The 20,598-nt window shown below is 36.4% G+C and carries 23 protein-coding genes; 17 read left to right on the top strand and 6 right to left on the bottom strand.

Features of this window, described 5'->3' with window-relative positions:
- Window positions 1-16: 16 nt before the first annotated feature.
- The 11 genes from LVD47_RS08215 (at window position 17) to LVD47_RS08165 (ending at window position 8,060) form a co-directional block, all read left to right on the top strand.
- Window positions 17-403 carry a hypothetical protein gene (locus tag LVD47_RS08215; RefSeq protein WP_236975180.1) on the top strand — a complete coding sequence of 129 codons (387 nt, stop codon included), beginning with the start codon at window positions 17-19 and terminating at the stop codon, window positions 401-403.
- A 267-nt stretch (window positions 404-670) separates the two neighbouring features.
- The gene (locus LVD47_RS08210) at window positions 671-1,063 is read left to right on the top strand and encodes a hypothetical protein (protein ID WP_236975178.1); all 393 of its coding nucleotides are present in this window, start codon (window positions 671-673) and stop codon (window positions 1,061-1,063) included.
- A 134-nt stretch (window positions 1,064-1,197) separates the two neighbouring features.
- Window positions 1,198-1,521, top strand: a complete 324-nt coding sequence (locus LVD47_RS08205) for an ArsR/SmtB family transcription factor (protein WP_236975176.1) — start codon at window positions 1,198-1,200, stop codon at window positions 1,519-1,521.
- A 6-nt stretch (window positions 1,522-1,527) separates the two neighbouring features.
- Window positions 1,528-1,992 (top strand): SRPBCC domain-containing protein, encoded by a 465-nt coding sequence (locus tag LVD47_RS08200; protein ID WP_236975174.1) that lies wholly within the window; start codon window positions 1,528-1,530, stop codon window positions 1,990-1,992.
- 48 nt (window positions 1,993-2,040) lie between these two features.
- Window positions 2,041-2,460 carry a DoxX family protein gene (locus LVD47_RS08195; protein ID WP_236975172.1) on the top strand — a complete coding sequence of 140 codons (420 nt, stop codon included), beginning with the start codon at window positions 2,041-2,043 and terminating at the stop codon, window positions 2,458-2,460.
- Window positions 2,457-3,035 carry a YdeI/OmpD-associated family protein gene (locus tag LVD47_RS08190; RefSeq protein WP_236975171.1) on the top strand — a complete coding sequence of 193 codons (579 nt, stop codon included), beginning with the start codon at window positions 2,457-2,459 and terminating at the stop codon, window positions 3,033-3,035. Before LVD47_RS08195 ends, LVD47_RS08190 begins: the two co-directional genes overlap by 4 nt.
- A gap of 12 nt (window positions 3,036-3,047) precedes the next feature.
- The gene (locus LVD47_RS08185) at window positions 3,048-3,608 is read left to right on the top strand and encodes a DUF4256 domain-containing protein (RefSeq protein ID WP_236975169.1); all 561 of its coding nucleotides are present in this window, start codon (window positions 3,048-3,050) and stop codon (window positions 3,606-3,608) included.
- Window positions 3,609-3,861: 253 nt separating this feature from the next.
- A complete protein-coding gene (locus LVD47_RS08180) occupies window positions 3,862-4,929 on the top strand; it encodes a hypothetical protein (RefSeq protein ID WP_236975167.1) in 1,068 nt (355 codons plus the stop codon).
- Window positions 4,930-5,031: 102 nt separating this feature from the next.
- A complete protein-coding gene (locus LVD47_RS08175; protein ID WP_236975166.1) occupies window positions 5,032-5,379 on the top strand; it encodes a 4Fe-4S binding protein in 348 nt (115 codons plus the stop codon).
- Window positions 5,380-5,481: 102 nt separating this feature from the next.
- A complete protein-coding gene (locus LVD47_RS08170) occupies window positions 5,482-7,308 on the top strand; it encodes an acyl-CoA dehydrogenase FadE (RefSeq protein WP_236975165.1) in 1,827 nt (608 codons plus the stop codon).
- A 98-nt stretch (window positions 7,309-7,406) separates the two neighbouring features.
- Complete coding sequence (locus tag LVD47_RS08165; protein WP_236975164.1) at window positions 7,407-8,060, top strand: WbqC family protein; 654 nt, start codon at window positions 7,407-7,409, stop codon at window positions 8,058-8,060.
- Window positions 8,061-8,070: 10 nt separating this feature from the next.
- On the opposite strand, the gene LVD47_RS08160 is transcribed toward LVD47_RS08165, so the two are convergent.
- Entirely contained in the window at window positions 8,071-8,439 is a 369-nt protein-coding gene (locus LVD47_RS08160) for a hypothetical protein (protein WP_236975163.1), read from the bottom strand.
- 371 nt (window positions 8,440-8,810) lie between these two features.
- Here LVD47_RS08160 and LVD47_RS08155 point away from each other — a divergent pair, with 371 nt between their 5' ends.
- The 4 genes from LVD47_RS08155 to LVD47_RS08140 all read left to right on the top strand — a co-directional run bounded on the left by LVD47_RS08155 (window position 8,811) and on the right by LVD47_RS08140 (window position 12,878).
- Window positions 8,811-9,545, top strand: coding sequence for a glycerophosphodiester phosphodiesterase (locus LVD47_RS08155; protein WP_236975162.1), 735 nt, complete (start codon window positions 8,811-8,813; stop codon window positions 9,543-9,545).
- A 94-nt stretch (window positions 9,546-9,639) separates the two neighbouring features.
- Window positions 9,640-10,905, top strand: coding sequence for a replication-associated recombination protein A (locus LVD47_RS24050; RefSeq protein WP_236975161.1), 1,266 nt, complete (start codon window positions 9,640-9,642; stop codon window positions 10,903-10,905).
- A gap of 24 nt (window positions 10,906-10,929) precedes the next feature.
- A complete protein-coding gene (locus LVD47_RS08145; protein ID WP_236975159.1) occupies window positions 10,930-12,066 on the top strand; it encodes an acyl-CoA dehydrogenase family protein in 1,137 nt (378 codons plus the stop codon).
- A gap of 26 nt (window positions 12,067-12,092) precedes the next feature.
- Complete coding sequence (locus tag LVD47_RS08140) at window positions 12,093-12,878, top strand: thioredoxin family protein (protein ID WP_236975158.1); 786 nt, start codon at window positions 12,093-12,095, stop codon at window positions 12,876-12,878.
- On the opposite strand, the gene LVD47_RS08135 is transcribed toward LVD47_RS08140, so the two are convergent.
- The 4 genes from LVD47_RS08135 to LVD47_RS08120 all read right to left on the bottom strand — a co-directional run bounded on the left by LVD47_RS08135 (window position 12,870) and on the right by LVD47_RS08120 (window position 15,948).
- Window positions 12,870-13,829, bottom strand: coding sequence for an NAD(P)-dependent oxidoreductase (locus tag LVD47_RS08135; protein WP_236975157.1), 960 nt, complete (start codon window positions 13,827-13,829; stop codon window positions 12,870-12,872). The genes LVD47_RS08140 and LVD47_RS08135 overlap by 9 nt on opposite strands.
- A 149-nt stretch (window positions 13,830-13,978) precedes the next feature.
- Complete coding sequence (locus tag LVD47_RS08130; RefSeq protein WP_236975156.1) at window positions 13,979-14,563, bottom strand: outer membrane beta-barrel protein; 585 nt, start codon at window positions 14,561-14,563, stop codon at window positions 13,979-13,981.
- Window positions 14,564-14,671: 108 nt separating this feature from the next.
- Window positions 14,672-15,376: a DUF547 domain-containing protein gene (locus LVD47_RS08125; RefSeq protein WP_236975155.1), complete on the bottom strand. Its 705-nt coding sequence runs from the start codon at window positions 15,374-15,376 to the stop codon at window positions 14,672-14,674.
- A gap of 89 nt (window positions 15,377-15,465) precedes the next feature.
- Entirely contained in the window at window positions 15,466-15,948 is a 483-nt protein-coding gene (locus LVD47_RS08120) for a hypothetical protein (RefSeq protein WP_236975154.1), read from the bottom strand.
- A 124-nt stretch (window positions 15,949-16,072) separates the two neighbouring features.
- On the opposite strand from LVD47_RS08120, the gene LVD47_RS08115 reads away from it, so the two are divergent.
- On the top strand, window positions 16,073-16,981 hold the full coding sequence (locus tag LVD47_RS08115; RefSeq protein ID WP_236975153.1) for an SH3 domain-containing protein: 909 nt from the start codon (window positions 16,073-16,075) through the stop codon (window positions 16,979-16,981).
- Window positions 16,982-17,226: 245 nt separating this feature from the next.
- On the opposite strand, the gene LVD47_RS08110 is transcribed toward LVD47_RS08115, so the two are convergent.
- On the bottom strand, window positions 17,227-18,084 hold the full coding sequence (locus tag LVD47_RS08110) for a hypothetical protein (protein ID WP_236975152.1): 858 nt from the start codon (window positions 18,082-18,084) through the stop codon (window positions 17,227-17,229).
- 113 nt (window positions 18,085-18,197) lie between these two features.
- Between LVD47_RS08110 and LVD47_RS08105 the strand changes: the two genes are divergently transcribed.
- Window positions 18,198-20,588, top strand: coding sequence for a S8 family serine peptidase (locus tag LVD47_RS08105; protein ID WP_236975150.1), 2,391 nt, complete (start codon window positions 18,198-18,200; stop codon window positions 20,586-20,588).
- The last annotated feature ends 10 nt before the right edge of the window (window positions 20,589-20,598 follow it).

Raw genomic sequence — 20,598 nt, 5'->3', positions numbered from 1 at the left:
GTATTATCTTTTAGATGTGAAAGTATCATTTAGAAATCTAGCCGTCCTTATTATTCTCCAGTTGTTATTTTGTACCATTTATCAACATATAAACACACTGGGGACTGTTGAAAATTTCAACAGTATAGATGGCAACACTGAATTTTCTCTCACAACCCCTCCTACGGGAAATAAAACGATAAATTGGCTTGCCTTTCGAAGTTTATTGTTTAGCGAAGGTCAGTTTACCAAGAATACCTGGTCCTTTGATTCTGAACAATTTTGTGATAGCACTAAAACTACATTAGGATATTTTTCCAAGTGGCTGCAACAGCTGGCATTGCTTTCAGAATCAGCTACACAATTAATTATACCGTCATTAAATATCCTGGTGATTATTTTTCCATTTCATAGTTTTCTTTGATACCTTCTTCTCAGTCTAATCCTGGATCTGTATATATAAAACCAGGTATAATACCATATCGATTACAGGATTTCACACCTGGTAGTGACATATAACGTATTAAATTAAAACAGTAAAAATCGATTGAATAATTTTTACTGTACCAAACTACATTTAAAAAAATATAAAATGGATATTGGATCTTTGATTATAGGGCTGATCCTGCTAGGTTGTTTTATCGGCCCCATATTTTATTATAATTGGCTGCAAAAAAAGAGGAGCCACACAATGCTAAAAAAATTTTTGGAAACAGGTAACAGTCTAGGCTTGCAATTGAATGAATTTGAGACCTGGGGTGGAGCGTATTGTATTGGTATTGATAAGAATTTAAAAAGATTATTTTATATGAAAAAGAGGCAAAATGTAAGCGAAAAAGAAATATTAATTGATTTGCATGATCTGTCATCCAGCACCATATTCAACGCAAGTCGTCCGGTAAAAGCTGAGACGGTGGGGGAAAATACAGTGCTTGATTTATTGGAATTAAACCTCCGTTTGGGTAGTACCGGTAAAGAAGAATCCATTGAATTTTATAGTCGCAATGAAAATCCTGTGCGAAAAAAAGAATGGGAGTTAATACAAAAATGGGATTCGATCGTATCTGGTTATATATCTAGTTAACGTCTATATTTTTCAAAATTTGAGTCCGGTACGTTCTTTTGAAAGGGAAAGTATCGGATTTTTTTGTTAAATATTATAAATTATTTGCGCAGTTAAATAGCTGCGAATATATTCGCAGTCAAATAGCTGCATAAATGGAATTGCGAAGAGATGTTTTTCAGGCCATTGCGGATCCGACCAGACGGGCCATAATTATGTTATTAGCCATACAGGCACTTACCCCCAGTGCCATAGCTCAGGAATTTGATTCTTCCCGTCAGACAATCTCCCGTCATATTAAGATCCTTACAGAATGTGAATTGTTGGAAAAGGACCAACGAGGGAGGGAGATATACTATCAGCTAAATCCACAAAAATTAAAAGGGGTCGCAGAATTTATTGAGCCTTTCCGAAAAATGTGGGATGATCGGTTTAATAAATTGGAAGATATCATGAAAGATTACCAATCCAAAAAATAAAATCCGATGGAGAGAAAAACAAAAGTACATGCCGAAAATGGGAAACAGGATATTTTAATCACAAGGGAATTTGATTTGCCTGTAGACTTATTATTTAAAGCGTATATAGAACCTGAAATTGTCGAACAATGGATGGGAACAAAAGTATTGAAATTAGAAAACAGAAGTCACGGAGGCTGGGAATTTGAGACGACAGATCCGGCCGGAAATAAACACGGCTTCAGTGGAGTGATTCACGAGTTTGTACACGGTTCAAAAATCACCCGGACCTTTGAAATGTTGAATTCGGATTTCGGGCCGCAACTCGAATTCCTCGAGTTCGAAAAGTGCTCCGGGACCAGGAGTCGCTTAAGCATGCATGTTATATACAGGTCTGTAACCATAAGGGATCAGGTGTTGAAATTACCTTTTGAGTATGGTGTAAATATGGCTCATGATCGCTTACAGGAAATCCTGAGCAAGTTGATATAAGCTTTACTATACATTTTGCAGGACACTAACTGATTAATACCAATAGATATGAAAAGAAAACAAAGCAATAGGCGGGGAAAAATGCGAAAGATAACATACTGGATAACCACGATATGGTTGTCTTTGGGAATGGTTTCCACCGGTATAGTCCAATTAATACAAATGGAAGAAGAAGTAAATATGATGAATCACCTGGGCTATCCGACTTACTTGCTAACTATCTTAGGAATTTGGAAAGTTTTGGGCGTTTTTGCTATCCTCATACCTAGATTTCCATTGGTGAAAGAATGGGCCTATGCTGGTTTTTTCTTTGTTATGTCAGGGGCAATATTTTCACATTTAGCCTTGGAGGATGAAGCAAAAACCTTTTTCGGACCGGTATTGCTTTTGGTACTTACCATTATTTCGTGGTATTTTAGGCCGACGCCGAAAACATTCCTAAAATCAAATAAAAATGAACTGGTATGAATCCGGACGTAGATTTCTATTTTAATAAGAGTAAAAAATGGAGGGATGAACTGGAGCAATTGAGGATGATTATTCTCGACTGTGGTTTAAATGAAGAGCTGAAATGGGGTGTCCCTTGTTATACATATGATAGTAATAATGTGGTATTGATCCATACGTTTAAAAAGTATTGCGCCATATTGTTTCATAAAGGGGTTTTATTGAAAGATCCTGAAGAAATATTGGTTCAACAAACGAAAAATGTTCAATCAGCGCGGCAAATGCGATTTACCAATGTTCGCGAAATTATAGAATTGGAACCATCCATAAAATCGTATATTAGGGAAGCCATTGAGGTGGAAAAAGCCGGACTGAAAGTGGAATTCAAGAAAACGAAGGAATACGAAGTGCCTGAGGAGTTCCGGGAAGCAATGGATGATGATCCCGGCCTGAAAAGGGCTTTCAAGTCCTTGAGCCCGGGGCGGCAACGCGGGTATTTGCTTCATTTTTCCAGTGCGAAACAATCCAGGACCCGTAAGTCAAGGGTGGAAAAGTGTATCGATGATATTCTCAATGGTAAAGGCCTTAATGATTAAACAATTTGGGACATGAATCAAAAAAAATTATCGCAAGCACAGATTGATGAACTGCTGAAAATCCTTAGTTCCCGCTTTGCAAAACACGTGAATCGCCATCCCGATATGCACTGGGATGATGTGCAGTCGAGATTGGAAAATAATAAAGATAAGCTATGGTCATTGAATGAAATGGAAGCTTCCGGAGGGGAACCCGATGTAGTGGATGTCGATGATAAAACAGGTGAAATTATATTTTTTGATTGTTCACCGGAAAGTCCTAAAGGGAGAAGAAGCATTTGTTACGACCGGCAGGCCCTGGAGTCCCGGAAAAAATATAAACCCGATACGAGTGCTGTAGACCTGGCCAATGAAATGGGTATAGAAATCCTTACGGAGAATCAATATTTTAGTCTTCAGGAACTCGGTAATTTTGACAACAAGACTTCAAGCTGGGTGAAAACACCGCCGGATGTCAGAAAACACGGTGGTGCGATTTTCGGGGACTACCGATTCGGACGCGTCTTTATTTATCACAATGGCGCCGATTCTTATTACGGTGCCAGAGGTTTCAGGGGGAGTTTGAAGATATAATCAATATACAAATGTATTAGGTAACAAAATTGCCAAATAAGCAATGGCACTATTGAATAACCTACTTAAAAGGAGTTAATGTTAGAATCCTATGTATGGGTTGTTTTTTCCTATAATTAATATTATGTTAAATAGTAAAATTCCATGTTTTGTACTAATGGCAAAACTCCCCTCTATACCAAAATTGGTACACACATCTTATGGCCTATTGATATTAAATATATATCTTTAATAATAGATCAAAATTGATATCATGGGAATTTTAAAAGACATAAAAAAAATGGTATTCGGAGCAAAGTCTGTTGGACGATCTGCCCGGGGCAAACTCAATACTGAAACAGACGAGTTTGTAGAGAATGTAAAGAACAGAACTAAGGATTTTATGCGGGATGCTAAAGAAAATATAGATGATTTGGGTTCCATGGCTGAAAAAAAAGTCGATGAACTCAAAGAAAAATATCATTCCTGGAAGTCTGAAGCGCGCGAAAAATCAGATGAATTGAAATCAGAAATCGATAATCGATATAATAGTGCCTCATCTCATGCAGACGAAAGATTGGAAAGGTTGAGAAGACGAGCGGATGAGTTTCGGGCGGAATTAAACGAAAGCGAAGGTGAAAAATCACATGAAGAAATCCAGGATACTATTGATTCGCTGAAGACAGAGTCGGAATCAATTAAAGAAGACCTTAAGAATGAGGCTGAATCGATCCGCAACAAAGCAGAAAATCTGCATCAAAAAGCTACTGAGAAAATCAATAATGAAAGTACACGATCTGGAATGGACAAGTTAAAAGATTCTACTGAAGCGATTGGGAATACTATTCTAGCCAAAGCAGCAGAATTTATTGAGGGTGCTAAATATCATGCTGAAGACATTGGGGGTAAATTAGAAAAGAAAAGCGATCAGGTATACCAGCGGGCGCAAAAGTATATATTTGAAAAAGACGAATCGGGACTAAGCTTGGCCGATAAAGCTCAAGCTGCTATTGATGATTTGAAAACCAAATGGAAGAAAACGGTCGACAAAGCCCAGCAAGCTGCCAAAGAATATGAAGAAAATAAAGGGAAAACCTATCGTCCTTCCGAACAGGATAAAGCAAACCTCGAAGATTCCTTAATGGATAATAAAGATGAATTTTGGCGAAAGGCCGAATCTTATGCTGATGGTGAATATGACAGGGTCAAAGATGTGGAAATTACCAAGAAAGAATCCGGATCTTCTAAGAAAGACTCCCCTCCTGCTCCTGGGTTTGTCGATGCGGATGGTGATGGAAACGAAATAGTGGATGATGCCATTTTATTGGACGAAGAAGAATAAACAATTCTATTTGGTTTTTATTTCATTTATGAGGAAGCTTATATTTTTAAGCGAAGAATTACTATTTTTACATTTTCAAATTGGATAAAAAGTAAATTATTAATGGCAATATTTATAACAGACGAATGTATTAATTGTGGAGCTTGTGAACCGGAATGCCCCAACAATGCAATATATGAAGGCGGTGTTGAATGGCGAATTTCCGACGGAACTGATGTTTCGGGAAGTTATGTTTTGGAAGACGGTTCTAAAGTTGATGCATCCGATGAGAATGATCCTGTAGAAGAGGATTTTTATTACATTGTTCCCGACAAATGTACGGAATGCGTAGGATTCCACGAGGAACCCCAATGTGCTGCCGTATGCCCCGTAGATTGTTGTCTACCAGATCCGGACAGAGAAGAGTCTGATGAGAAATTATTAGAGCGGAAAGCAGCTCTACACCTATAAAAGAATGCAGCTGCCCTGATTGGGCAGCTTTTTTTTTGAATTAATTTTGACTTTAGTTCAAAAAATCTATATATTTAGTTGTGCTAATTAAAAATTAATGGAATGGATGCTATAAAAGAAAATAAAACTATTATAAAGGGCGGTGAGTTTGTCATAGAGACAGAGGATGTAAGCAGAATATTTTTTCCTGAAGATGCTAGCGATGATCAAAAAATGATAATATCTTCTCTCCAGGATTTTATTGACTCTGAGATAAAACCTAAATTAAAATTGATTGAAAACAGGGAATTTCACCATACCGTAAAGATCATTGAGAATTTAGGGAAAATGGGGTTCCTCGGATTGCATATGCCTGAAAAATACGGGGGTATGGAATTGGATACCAATACAGATATTTTGGTTAGTGAACTCGTAGGCGGACTCAATTCTTTTAATGTCAGTTATTCTGTACAGGTAGGTATAGGAATGTTGCCTTTATTATTCTTCGGAACAGAAAAACAAAAGGAAAAATATTTAACAAAAATTATTTCAGGTGAAATTAAACCCGCGTATTGTCTTACGGAGCCCACTGCCGGATCCGATGCTCTTTCCGTCAAGACATATGCTACATTATCTGACCATAATGATGGTTATATTCTCAACGGACAAAAAATGTGGATTTCCAATAGTGGGTTTGCCGATTTATTTATTGTTTTTGCAAAAATAAAGGGTGAAGGGTTGGAAGATAGTGAAAAGGGTTTTACTGGCTTTTTAGTGGATGCACAAACAGACGGTATAACCTTGGGTGCTGAAGAAGAAAAAATGGGAATTCACGGGTCCTCTACCCGACAAGTCTTTTTTGAAAATGTAAAAATTCCAAAGGAAAATGTACTTGGTGAAATTGGGAAAGGACACTTAATCGCTTTTAATGTTTTGAACATTGGAAGACTTAAGCTCGGTGTACTTTGTATTTCGGGATCAAAATCCCTAATTGATGTTTCGGTAAAATATGCAAATGATCGAATCCAATTCAAGAAACCTATTTCAACATTTGGTGCTATAAAGCAAAAATTAGCGGAACAAACGATACGGACTTTTGTCGGGGAAAGCACGCTTTACAGGACGTCAAGTTTAATGAATCACAAATCTGAAGAATTGATAAGCACAGGTGTTTCCTATGGCCGGGCAAAGTTGGAATCTGCACAGGAATACGCTATAGAATGTGCCATTTTGAAAGTATTTGGCTCGGAAATTATAGACTTCGTAGTAGATGAGGCCGTACAAATTCACGGAGGCATGGGGTTTTCCGAAGAAACCGTTGTTGCCGGAGCTTATAGAGACGCCCGGATCAACAGGATTTTTGAGGGTACCAATGAAATTAATCGTCTTTTGAGTATTAATATGTTATTAAAACGGGCTCAAAATGGAGAATTTGATTTGACAGGACCAGCCTGGGAGGTCCAAAAGGAATTAACTTCATTTCCAAAACCGGAAATGTCTGATGACCCTATGGCCATTGAAATAAAAGCAGTAAAAGATTTCAAGAAACTTTTTTTATTAGTGGCGGGTGCTGCCGTAAAGAAGCAAATGGACGGAGAAATTAATCTGGAAGAGAAACAGGAAATAGTTATAGGATTAGCGGATATGCTTATTGACACATACGCTTCTGAATCCGCTTTATTGAGAATTCAGAAAGTTAAAAATCATAAAAACGAAAATTTAACTGATCTATATACTGCGATGTTGAAGGTATATCTTCACGATGCTTCCGCCAGAATGGCTAAAAATGCAAGAGATATAATAGCCTCCATATCTTCCGGTGACCTGTTAAAAACATTTGATATGGGTGTAAAAAGGTTTACAGGATATCCCTTGCAGAATGTATTGGTGTTGAGAAGGAAAATTGCAGATAAAGTTATTGCAGAGAATTCATATCCTTTTTACCTATAGCATGGTGGGAGGAAACCTATTGCAAAAGATTATTATATACGCTTTTGTATTTTGCTCCCATCAACTTAGCTTTGAACCGTATTTTAACTTTCATTATAATGGGAAATAAACTTACGGGCCTAAATCTGAATAAAGGGAAGAACATTTTAATTGAATTACACTTTGCTCCTTCTTTGTTTTATTTCTGGGTTTTGTGGAACTCGAATCGATTTGAAATTGAAACAAAAGAAAATTATAATAAAAGAAGTTTTAGAAATAAATGCATTATCAAAAGCAATGTCGGATCTCAAATTATTTCCATTCCGCTGGTAAAAGGTAAAAACTCACATACTTCCATACAATCAGTAGAAATAGCCTATTACGACGATTGGATACGGATTTTACTCCATACCCTTCAGACAGAATTTGGAAAATACCCATTCTTCGAATATTATATAGATGATATTAAAAATATTATTTCCGGGAAATACTCATTTCTTTTCAATCTGAATAAAGAGTTGTTGACTTATCTTTGCGATACAATTGGTACCCCACCCCCGGATTGGTCTGTTAATTACAAAAAAGTACCTTCTTCATCTACAGTTGATTTTAGAGATACAATTACTCCTAAGCTTTTCAACCATAATAAAATACTACACACTTATGCCCTTGTAGATTATTTTGAAATAAATCCCGGACATTCAATATTAGAAGCACTATTCAAGTATGGTCCGGAAACCGGTTCACTTTTACATAAGATGGAGATACCATAAATATTATTTGCTAACTTAATGCCAATACATCGGCATCAATCTTATACTGTTTTGTAAGGCGCTCGGTAAAAGCTTTATGCCCTCTGGGAGCAAATAATATTAATTTACTGTTTTTTATTTCAGCTAACTGATTCAATAATTTCCACTTTGTGACAAGAGCCTGAACATTATCAGTCTTCATTGCGATATCAAAATAATGTTTTTTCCCTCTTCTTTTTGCCGTGAAATCGGGAAGGACTTCATTATCCGAAGAAACTTTAGTAAAAGCTTTGGGATCGTCATATTCATCAATTTTTGCTTTAAATTCTTTAAATCCTTTTCCTTTGGCGTATTCAACTGCTTTTTCAATGTAATCCCTTTTCTCTTCGATAGAAACCATATTCTTGTTTTAAATTAATAAAAGATATTTACTAAAAATCAGGAGACTTCTCTCCGTTACAATTTATACAACAATAAGATAGGGATTTAGTTCCAAATGTTAAAATTTCTGCTGTCTAGTTCATTCCTTTTTTCAATCTGAAATATTTGTAAATGTTCTCCTTTTAGGGATGATGTGAATAAAAATTGATAACCAATAAGACAAAAATATTTATAAAAAAAATCTTTTTACAAATGCAATCTGTACCAAAAATATATACAAATTAATTAGATTGGCATTCCATTAATTTAACCGAATAAAATCAAAATAGCTTGATGATGTTTTTTAAATTCAATAACCTATTTTCTATTTTTTGTATATCAATTTTACCTATGTTTACAACGGCACAATCAGCTATGATCATTGCCCATCGTGGAGCTTCTTATATTGCTCCGGAAAATACATTGGCGTCTGCGAAGTTAGGATGGGAAAAGGGAGCCGATGCAGTCGAAATTGATATTTACCTAACTACCGACGAAAAAATAATCGCCTTTCATGATAAGACGACAAAAAGAACGACCAATGCAGATTATAAGATTACCGAGACCCCTTATTCTTCTCTCAAAAGCCTCGACGCCGGATCCTGGAAATCTCCGGAATACAAAGGTGAGCCGATCCCTTTACTTTCTCATATAATGGATGCTATACCTCACGGGAAGGAATTGGTAATAGAAATCAAGTCGGGACTGGAAATAATGCCGTACCTTAAAGAAATGGTATATAATCACCCCAAAAAAGAACAAACTATTTTTATCGCTTTTGATTGGGAGGTAATCCTGGAAGCTAAGAGGTTATTTCCCCAACAACCTTGCTACTGGTTAAGCTCTAATAAAGACGATGTAATGGATAAATGGATGTTGATTAAAAAAAATGCTCTGGATGGAATTAATCTTCACCACAAGATCATAACGCAGGAATTAATGTTAAATGCCAAAAATGACAACATACCGATATTGTCCTGGACTATCAACGACCTTAAAACGGCAAATAGGTTAATAGCGCTGGGGATTGCCGGAATAACGACGGACCGGCCCGGTTGGTTGAGATCTCAAATACTTAATAAATAATACTATTGGATTTCCTAAATCCATATAGGGTAATTTGATCGTATATATCAAAACATTTATCACTAGTATTTGCGTTTATATAAATAAAAAATAGGTGGAGCCATTATCTGAAAGAATACGTCCAAAAGATTTAAAGGAATTTTACGGTCAGGAGCATCTGACCGGTGATAAAGGTATCTTACAAAAGAATATAAGAAGCGGTTATATTCCATCATTTATAATGTGGGGACCTCCAGGAGTGGGGAAAACCACACTTGCAGGTATTCTGGCTCAAAAATTGTCACGTCCATTTTATACTTTATCAGCTGTAGACTCTGGGGTAAAAGAACTGAGAAAAGTTATTGACCGGGCTTCTAAAGAAAAGTTTCTTGATAGCCCCTCTCCTATTTTATTTATTGACGAGATCCATCGATTTAGTAAAAATCAACAAGATGCTCTCCTCAAAGCAGTAGAACAAGGTACTATTACCTTAATTGGGGCTACAACAGAAAACCCCTCATTTGAGGTTATTTCACCCCTTTTATCGCGTGTCCAGGTTTATACAATGAATTCTTTAAGTGAAAGGGACTTGGAGATTATTATCAAAAGAGCTTTGGAAACGGATTTAGAGCTCAAAAAATATAAAATCACCAATATTGATATAGAATCTTTAATCAGATATGGTGGAGGTGACGCCCGGAAGACATTGAATTTACTAGAACAGGTAATTCGTCAATTTCCTACTACCGATTCCATAGAAATTACAGCTGAAGTGGTTGAAGAGGTGGCCCGTACCAATCCTTTGAATTACGATAAAAAAGGTGATCAACATTATGATATTGTTTCTGCTTTTATAAAATCCGTTCGCGGAGGCAACCCGGATGCCGCTGTATATTGGTTGGCAAGAATGATTAAAGGCGGCGAGGATCCTGCGTTTATTTGCAGAAGGATGATCATATTGGCAGCTGAAGATATTGGGCTTGCCAATCCCAATGCCCTGCTCATTGCAAATAATTGTTTTCAATCGGTACAAAACATTGGGATGCCGGAGGGTAGGATACCCATGTCCCAAGCAGCTATATATCTCGCTACATCCCCTAAAAGCAATTCAGCCTATACTGCTATTAATGCCGCAATGAAAAATGTAGACGAATCAGGCCCTTTGCCTGTACCTCTTCATTTGCGCAATGCCCCTACCCGGTTAATGAAAGAAAATAATTACGGAAAAGATTATCTTTATCCGCATAACTATCCCGATAACTTTGTTTACCAACAGTATTTACCGGATAAAATACAAAATGTTGGTTATTACAAACCGCAGGATAATTCAATGGAAATTAAAATTAAAAATAGAATAGAAGGATGGTGGAAAAAAAAATAAATCCACCTATTAAAACGAAAGTTGATGACAGATAAAAATTCAGAACAATTACAGTTAATCGTAGGAAGTATAAGAGATTTTGCCAGAGAAAATATTTTACCGAATGTAAATGAATGGGATGAATCCCAGTTTTTCCCAATGCAGCTATTTAACGCATTGGGTGAATTGGGTGTAATGGGGGTTTTAGTCCCTGAAAAATATGGTGGAGCTGGTCTTGGATATCACGAATATGTAGCTATTATTAAAGAAATATCAAAGGTAGATCCGTCTATTGGACTTTCATATGCCGCTCATAATTCGCTGTGTACAAATCATATCCTTACTTTTGGTACGGAAGAACAAAAAGAAAAATATCTTCCAAAACTAGCTTCCGGACAATGGATTGGAGCATGGGGACTTACGGAACCAAATACAGGAAGTGATGCCATGAGAATGAAATGTACCGCAGAAAAAGATGGAGATTATTTTGTACTCAATGGAACTAAAAACTGGATTACTCATGGCAAGAGTGGTCAGGTAGCAGTGGTTATTGCACGGACTGGTGAACTGTTGGATAGCAAAGGGATGAGTGCATTTATCGTTGAACGCGGTACCAAAGGGTTTAGTGCCGGTAAGAAAGAGGATAAGTTGGGAATGAGGGCATCTGAAACAGCAGAAATGATCTTTGATAATTGCAGAATTCATAAGTCTCAATTACTCGGTGAAGAGGGACAAGGTTTTCAACAGGCTATGAAGATTCTCGACGGTGGTAGAATTTCTATCGCTGCTCTTAGTCTGGGAGTAGCAATTGGCGCTTATGAAGCAGCCTTGTCATATTCGAAGGAAAGAAAACAATTCGGACAACCCATATCAAATTTTCAGGCCATTAGTTTTAAATTGGTAGATATGGCCACTAAAATAGAAGCTTCCCAGTTACTTACAGACCAGGCAGCTGAATTAAAAAATAACAACAAAAAAGTTACGAAAGAATCTGCGATGGCTAAATATTATGCTTCTGAAGCTTGCGTCAGGATTGCTGAAGATGCTGTTCAGATTTTCGGTGGAAACGGTTATACAAAAGAGTTTCCCGTTGAAAAATTTTATAGGGACGCAAAGCTTTGTACGATTGGCGAAGGAACAAGTGAAATACAAAAAATCGTTATTTCAAGACATATTCTGTAATTTCAGAGTAAGTAAATGAACCTTGCATGAATGAAGTTGATTTTTCTACTTTCGGAGTAGAGGTATTAGAAGAGAGTTATTATCGTTTAGTCGTGGTAGATTTCTGGGCTCCCTGGTGCAGTCCTTGCTTATCGCTCATGAAGACCATTGAAAAGGTGGAAAAGCAAGGAGAATTTCCAGTAAAATATGTAAAAGTCAATGTTGATACCCATACGGATCTGGCCCTTCATTTCAAGGTTATGGGGGTACCCAACGTAAAATTTTTTTTTGGCGGAAAATCAATGGATGAATTTTCCGAAAACATAAATGAAAGTAATTTCAAGGCTAGAATTGCAAAAAATCTTGTATTGGCGCATAGTCTAAAGAGACTGGATATTGATAAGGTGGTTGTCTCGGACGCAATAAGTAGATTAGAAACTTTTTATCGAAACAACAACCTGCTTTCCTCTTATGGTATACCGCTTATCAAATACTATCTTTCGGAGGATTTGAGTAAATGTTATAATTTTATGGTCCCGCTGAAATCCGATCCTGAATTTGTTGAGGACTACTTATACTTTCAGGATCTGATCAGGATGTTAGAAATAGAGTTTGAGGAAAGCCCGGTTCATAAAAAATTATGGGCAGCCAAAAATTCCTTTAACCGTAAAGACCTGGATGCAACCTATCAATTTTTGTTACAGGCTCATAAAATAGATGCAGTATATCTCGATCAAATGCCAAAACTCACTCTATTAGCATTTCAATACTACCTGGGAGAGCACCCTCTTAATGAAAAATATTCCAGTCAAATGAATAATCGACTAGACTAATGCATTATCACTTTTCCCTTCATTAATAAACCCGGAAATATTATCACTTGCCCATTTTAGCAATCTGCTCCTTGCGTCGATACTGGCCCAGGCCATGTGGCTGGTAACAATACAATTCGTTAATTCCAACAGTGGATTATCTTGCTCAGGAGGCTCGCTGGTAAGAACATCCAATGCGGCAGCCTTGATTTTTTTAGCTCGTAAAGCATCATACAGGCCTTTTTCATTAATGAGCCCTCCCCTGGCGGTATTTATTAAAATTGCTGAATCTTTCATGGCTTCCAGAAATTGAGTGTCAACCATTTCAGAGGTATCTTCCGTGAGCGGAACATGGAGAGAAATCACATCTGATATTTGAGTAACTTCTTCCAATGATAGAGGCTTTATCCTGTCGTTCTTTATTTTTTCAGGACTTCGGGTATAAGTCACAACATCCATTCCAAAAGCAAGGGCAATTTCGGCAGTAGCTAGCCCAATATCCCCTAATCCTATAATTCCAAAGATTTTATTATTTAGCTCGGGAATATTAGGGGCATAAAAGCAAAATTTTGATTCATTCGACCAAATGCCATCTCTGCTCATTTGCCAATGATAATTGACTTTATTGGTAATGGAAAGTAGTAAGGCAAATACATGTTGAGCTACGCTGTGAGTTGAATAGCCCGAAACGTTAAAAACATGTATTCCCTTTTCTTTACATGCTTCCAGGTCAACATTGTCGTATCCGGTAGCTAAAATTTGAATTAATTTTAAATTTGGTAACTGGTCTAAAACCGCTTTGGTTATCTGTAATTTATTTACAGCTAAAACTTCTACATCCGAATGATCGGAAAATAGAGCATCCGTATCATTAGTACTGAGTACAACAGCATTTTGAAATATGGGAAATTGAGTTATATCTAGATCGCCTGTAGTTACTGTATCGGATTCAATAAGTATTATCTTTGCCATATTATGATTTCATATAATTAAAAAAGGCAACTTTTGATAGTTGCCTGGATTATTTCCTTACTATTCATTAATCATCGAATATAAATCGACTAAATAATGTACGTACTTGCAAAATAAATTATAACCGGTAAATAATAAAATTATTAAGGTTAAAACTTAAGACCGACTGTAGCCCCAATTATTGAAAAATTAGCGTCAGCATCTTCAAATAATTTATTTAACCCAAACTCGTAATCAACGCCCAGAATAAATGCGCCAATTTCCAGCCCTGCTCCTACTTTACCACTCCAATTAACGTTTGTTATGTCATCGTCTTTGATAAAATCGTTATCATCTACTATACCCAGATTAAAAGTAGGAACAATTCCTCCATTTACCACAATGGCAAAATCAGATCTTTCCAGGTTAAAGGGAGACAAACCTACCATCAAAGGGACTTTAAGACTTTGTAGACGAGCCGAATTTTTAAAATCATCTACATTCCCATTATCTGTTGATAGGGAAAGTGATGAGGAATAGTAGTGTAAACCCGGCTGAAAAAACAGATGATTACCTACTCTGTAATCCAGTCCTGCATTCCAGCCAACTCTCCCTCCCTTGATGTTAGCCGAATTAATTTCTGATTCAGAAGATAGTACTGAATGTATGCCTGCTCTGATTAAAAGGTCTGATTGAGCTTTGCCAGTTATAAAAAACATAGCGACCAATAATGAACTCAAAATAATTTTTTTCATAGCGAGATATTTTAATTTCTAATTTAGTTGACTTCCTGCATATACGTAAAGAGAAACACCTTAAAATGTTTAAATTTTAGAATTTCATAAACATATTAAGCTTATTAATCAATTGTTTAAACTCCAGTCATAATCTTTAAAGATTACCTGAGCTTTAGAATTAATTTTTGGGGATTGTATGTACTTGTTAAGATACGCAATAATATTTCCAAAATCATCCTTATACCAGTTAAATAATTGTGAAACCTCAATACTATTCTGACTAATTGTATTGAATTTGGAATTATTAATAAAACTAATAGTTTGCCTTTCCAATTGTTCGTCCAGACTATTCGAAGAGTAGTAAGTATTTAGTAAGGGAGGACATGATTGGGCAGCACAATTTACAGCAAAATGAATCCGGGGTTCATTAAACTCTTTCCGGATTATTTCGTGTTCTATATCATTTAGAGAAAGAGATCGATAAGAGCCTATCTCAATCCATTTTTTATCCCATGGATTCCCGTTCTCTATATCTTTAATAGAGGATACTGGATAATTATCAACTATCAATTTGACCGTAAATGCATTATAGGCATTTATCCACAGGGCTAATTGTTCGTTTTTACTAAGGCTATTAGGATCTGTATCTCTTAGAATAGAAAGGAAATCGGTGAACTCGTCTGAGAACGAAGATTTAATTTTTTTATAATCTACCTGTCCTTTATCAGACACTGTATTGGTAAGTATATTATTCCATTTTGTATAATCCACCTGACCGAAGATAGTTGAAGCCATAAAAGTAAATACCATTACTAAAATTGATTGTCTCATATGAGTTATTGTCTTTTGTATATATATACAGAAGAATTAGAGCATTGGTTTGATTCTTAGTAAATACCTTTTAAGCCAATATTAACAAATTAGTGATCGGCAATCGGAGGTTTAATTTCGTGAATCATTTTCAATTCGATCAATTCGCCCTCTTTTGGTCCAACAGCCCCCCAACCAAGAAATCCTCCTGTGGATCGGGCAACATGTCTTGCAAAACTCAAAAAACTTTTATATAACTCATAGGCAATAGACCTATCTTCTATTTTCTCGAAAATTTCATTTAGTTTGGCCAATTGGAATTTTAAATTCTGAACCAGTTCATCATTATCCTCCTTATATTGAACTACCAGGTTTTCAATATCTTCGTGAAAAGTTTGACCTACATCTTTATAAAAACCTCTTAGGCCTTCGGGGAGACTATAGGATCTGATTTTTGTAATTTTTTCAGCCCATTCTTTTTCGCTTTCTTCAATCGTTCCATCAGCACTGGCAATAAGAATGGTAATTTCTGAAACTGCATTGATTAGTAATCTATACTCTTTCTCTGATATTCCTTTAAACTGGTCTAACATATTTTAATCATTTTTTACTTCCTCGGACAAATTTAAATTTATATTGGATATTTCCATTTCTTATTTACAAAATTATTGTCAAATTTGCTGACAAGTCTTTTAAAAGCCAAAATATACTTTAATTATGTCTTTCAAAATAATTATTTTTTTCTCAGTTGTATGTGTATTTACTTCTATTTCTGGATGCGGATGGGATAAAAATTCTTCAAATACAGCGGAGAATAATGCTGTAAATGAAAAGAAAGATACATTATCATATGCACGAATTACAGTAGATAATTTAAGAATGCGTACTTCACCGGATCTTTCGGGAGAAGAAATCACCCAAATTGGTCAAAACCAGACGGTTTCCCTCACGGGTATGCGGTCTCATGAAACCGAGTCCATTGAAATCAGAGGGGAAAGAAAACCTTACTATTGGTACGAAATACAATTTAATGGAGATACTGGCTGGATATATGGTGGTGGTATGCAGATCTTAAGTGATGACCTGTCAACAGAGTTATCAAATGATCACCTGATTATTCCGGGGGAAAGAGTGGGAATAATTTCGTTCGATGATACAGAGGAAACCCTTATTACTAAAATTGGAAAGGACAATATTATGCGGGCTAATCTCAATATTGGTGAAGGTGAAACAGTGAAAGGAACCATTGTTTATCCCAATTCCAACGAAGAATTGAAGATTTTCTGGCAAAAAGAAAATTTTGAAAAATTAAAACAAGTAGTTATATCAAAACCAGGATCTGCCTGGCAAACCCTTAGTGGTATTCATATAGGTAGTTCAATCACTACCGTTACAGAAAAAAACGGAAAACCTTTTCAAATGACTGGTTTTCAGTGGGATTATTCCGGCACAGTGCTTAATTGGCAGGGTGGTAAATTAGACGAAAACCTTAAAGTCTCGTTTGACTATGATGGTGAATTGTCAATTTATCCATTTCTAATAGGAGATAAAATTATTTATTCCGACAACAGCAGTTTACTTAAAGTAAGTCCCAGCGTACGACAGATCGTGGTATACTTCGATTAGAAAGGGGGTACGTACAGTTTGAATCTAAAGTATTGGCATTAGCTAGATAAGAGTTAACAGAATAATATACTTCGTACAGAGGGTTCTGTACAGAACTAAATAAATGACCTTACATTCAATCTGCATTTGATTCCAAAACATGTACTTTCCGCCAGAAGGTTGGGGTAATTATCCCTGTTCCCCCTATAAGACAACGATTAATTTTCACCATCCCTACTCTATTATTGAGGACACTATACTTGTCGTTATAAATTGTTAATTCTTGCAGTGGGATATTTTTTCTCGACTTCATTGAGTTTTTGGAGGGCATATTTTTCCGTCGCATAGGGGCCTAGATATACTTGTGTCCAATTCCCTTTGCTTTTCGTCTTTAGATCCAACCCAGGGAATCGTGTAGGTAAATCATCCAAATTCTTTAGTAAGGCAAGTACGATAATATATTGGTCCGTCTTTTCTACTGATTCAATATTATTTGAAAGATTTTTCTTTCGAAAAGTAAATTTTTTAGATGTATATCCCTTTAATTTAGGAGGTACCATTTCTTTCGTATCTTTTTCTACCTTCACCGGAGTCATGAAAAACGCTCCCAACCCTGACATATCCTCCCGGAAGTAAATAATCTTCTCTAGGTTTTGGAATTTAGGGTGGTAGAATGCTAACTGAACGGGCTTATTAGAACTGTGAACCATACTAAATTGGCCGTATTTATCCGTAAATACGGTATATTTATCATTATTATTGATTTCCCGGATTTGAACTTCTACATTAGGTATGGGACTTTGATCTTCGGAAGACCATATTCGTCCCGATTTGTATTGATCTTGACGCTGCATATAAAAAGTCAACTTATCCCCTGAAGTAGATTCACTTATAGATAGATTTCGGACGAGGCTAATATAGCCTGAAGCACTGATGTACATGACACAAGATCTTACATGGTCAGATTGGATTTGTACTTCACCATTTTCATCTGATAAAAATTTTCCTAAATTACACGCGTGTAGATCTATGACCGCTCCCTTTAATGGTAGTTGGGATTCAAGAGACTTGATATATATTGAGATTTGATTCCCATTGGCAGAAGAACAAAAAGATATCGACAACGATATGCAGATATAAAATGTTAATCTTTTATATTTATAAATAAGATCATACATGATTCAAATATAATTCGCTTTATTTTTGAATAAAAACATTGAACCTTTAAAATATAAAAATGAATAAACGCGCGCGAATTTCATCATTCATCTACTTGTTTATTTTCTGTTTTTCTATTTCGAGCAATATCTATGCCCAAAATTCGGGATATGTACCCGGTGAATTAATTATACAGACCGACCACTCCCCTATTTCCGAGATTTTGAGTTCAATCGGCGGCACTGATAGAAGCAGTTCAAACATAAACAAAAAAACCATACTCGAATCTATGGGGTTATACACCATCCGTTTTGACCCCGAAAAAGTAGATGAATATCAAGTATTGAATGAATTAAGGAATCATGAAAATATAATAAGTGCTCAATTTAATCACTATTTATCATCAAGAAGAAAACCCAACGATCCATTGTACCATGAGCAATGGAGTTTTTTCAATGACGGTTCATTGGGTGGAATTGCAGGAAAAGATATTTCAATAGAAAATGCGTGGAATATTACCACAGGTGGAAAAGTAGGCAATAAATACGACATTGTTGTAGCTGTAATTGACGATGGTTTTAATATTGATCATCCTGATTTGATGGATAATATATTTATTAATAGTGGAGAAATACGTAATAATCAGAAAGATGACGATAACAATGGATATATAGACGATTACAAAGGGTGGAATTTCCAAACGGACAATGATTCTATTGATACCGGCAACCATGGGAATCCCGTAGCAGGAATTATTGGCGCTAGTGGAAATAATGATATTGGTATTAGCGGAATCAACTGGAGTGTTCGAATTTTGCCATTATTATTAGATTATGATTTCACGGAAGCGGGATTACTGGCAAGTTATATTTATGCCTATAAAATGCGGAAGCTATTTAATGAATCCAACGGAGAAACCGGTGCATTCGTTGCTGTTACCAACTCATCCTGGGGTGTATCCGGTTACTTTCCCGATGAATTCCCAGTGTGGTGTAATGTATATGATACATTGAATACAGTAGGAATAATAAATTGTGTGGCAACGGATAATTCTATAGTCGATGTTGATGATGCCGGGGACCTTCCCTCCCTCTGCAGCAGTGAATCCCTGATAGTCGTGACAAATACAGATGATCAGGACCGCTTATCAGGAGGTTATGGTCCTCTAAATGTGGATGTAGCTGCACCAGCCGAAAATATTTATACATTAAAAAACCAGGGATATGGCACCGATGCCGGAACATCATTTGCGGCTCCGGTGGCCAGTGGCATCGTGGCATTGATGTATAGCGTGCCTTCAGCAATATTGGCCAGCGAGATTATAACCAACCCGCAGAAAACAGCACAAACCATGCGGCAGTTGTTATTAAGAAGTTATGATCCTATTTCCGAACTGGAAGGAAAAATTCAAAGTCCGGGCCGTCTGAATGCGGAAAAAGCAGTTTATGCAGCATTGGAATTTTTTGGATTAAATAACGATCTCTATTGTCATATTGATAGCATTGAAGGACCGCATGAAATCTGGATTGATACTTTCGACTTTGCTGAAGAATCTTTTGCATCTGGTGATAATTTGGGCTACAAGCCAACTATTGTCATGGCAGATTCAGTTGAGCAAGGAAGATTTATTGATGTCAGATTAAAAGGTCCGGATGCTTATACTGATTCGCTGGACTTTGCCATTTGGCTTGATTCTAATGAAGATTCACTTTTCACCCAAAATGAATTATTACTATATGAAAGGGATTTATCAGTCATTGAACAAAGGGTTTTTATTCCAGAAAATATCGACAGTGGGTACTATAATTTACGGGTAGCTATAACAGAACCTACAGATAGTATCAACGCATGTGGAGAAGGAATCGATGATTACGAATATGAAGACTATTCCCTATATGTGAAGTTAAATCCACTATTATGTCCGGATCCTCCGTTAGTAGATACGTTGATGATCGGGGACACTTCTGCAACTATTATATGGGAAATGGTAGACAGTTCGGTCGCTTATATTTTTAGATACAGAGCGATGGGAAGCAATGAATGGGAAGATGAAATGGTCGATACTGCAAAAATGTTTGAATTAAACGGCCTCCAACAATGTACACCCTATGAATTTCAGGTTAGAAGCGTGTGTTATTACGATACTAGTGCTTATACCCTTTCGTATGAGTTTATGACTGATTGTCAGACAAGCAATGAACAACAGGATATAGGCAACGAAATTTCAATATATCCTAATCCGTTAACAAGCGATATCATTACCATTAAAATCCCTCAGCAATTTGCTTCCGGAATTAAGCCGATACTTATTTCGGTATACAATGTAGGAGGTAAAGAGGTTTATCAAAACCCGTTTCGACCCATTTCAAATACTATCCCCATAGATTTGTCTCATCTGACAGGTGGTGTGTACTTTATTAGGATTAGTAACGGAGAAAAGTTTGGAGTGAAAAAGCTGGTTGTAAAATAAACAGGATATA

This window comes from Membranihabitans maritimus, from assembly GCF_021729145.1.
Lineage (GTDB): Bacteria > Bacteroidota > Bacteroidia > Chitinophagales > Saprospiraceae > Membranihabitans > Membranihabitans maritimus.
Note: the sequence above shows the minus strand (reverse complement) of the source record. Positions and strands in the feature narration are given on the sequence as shown.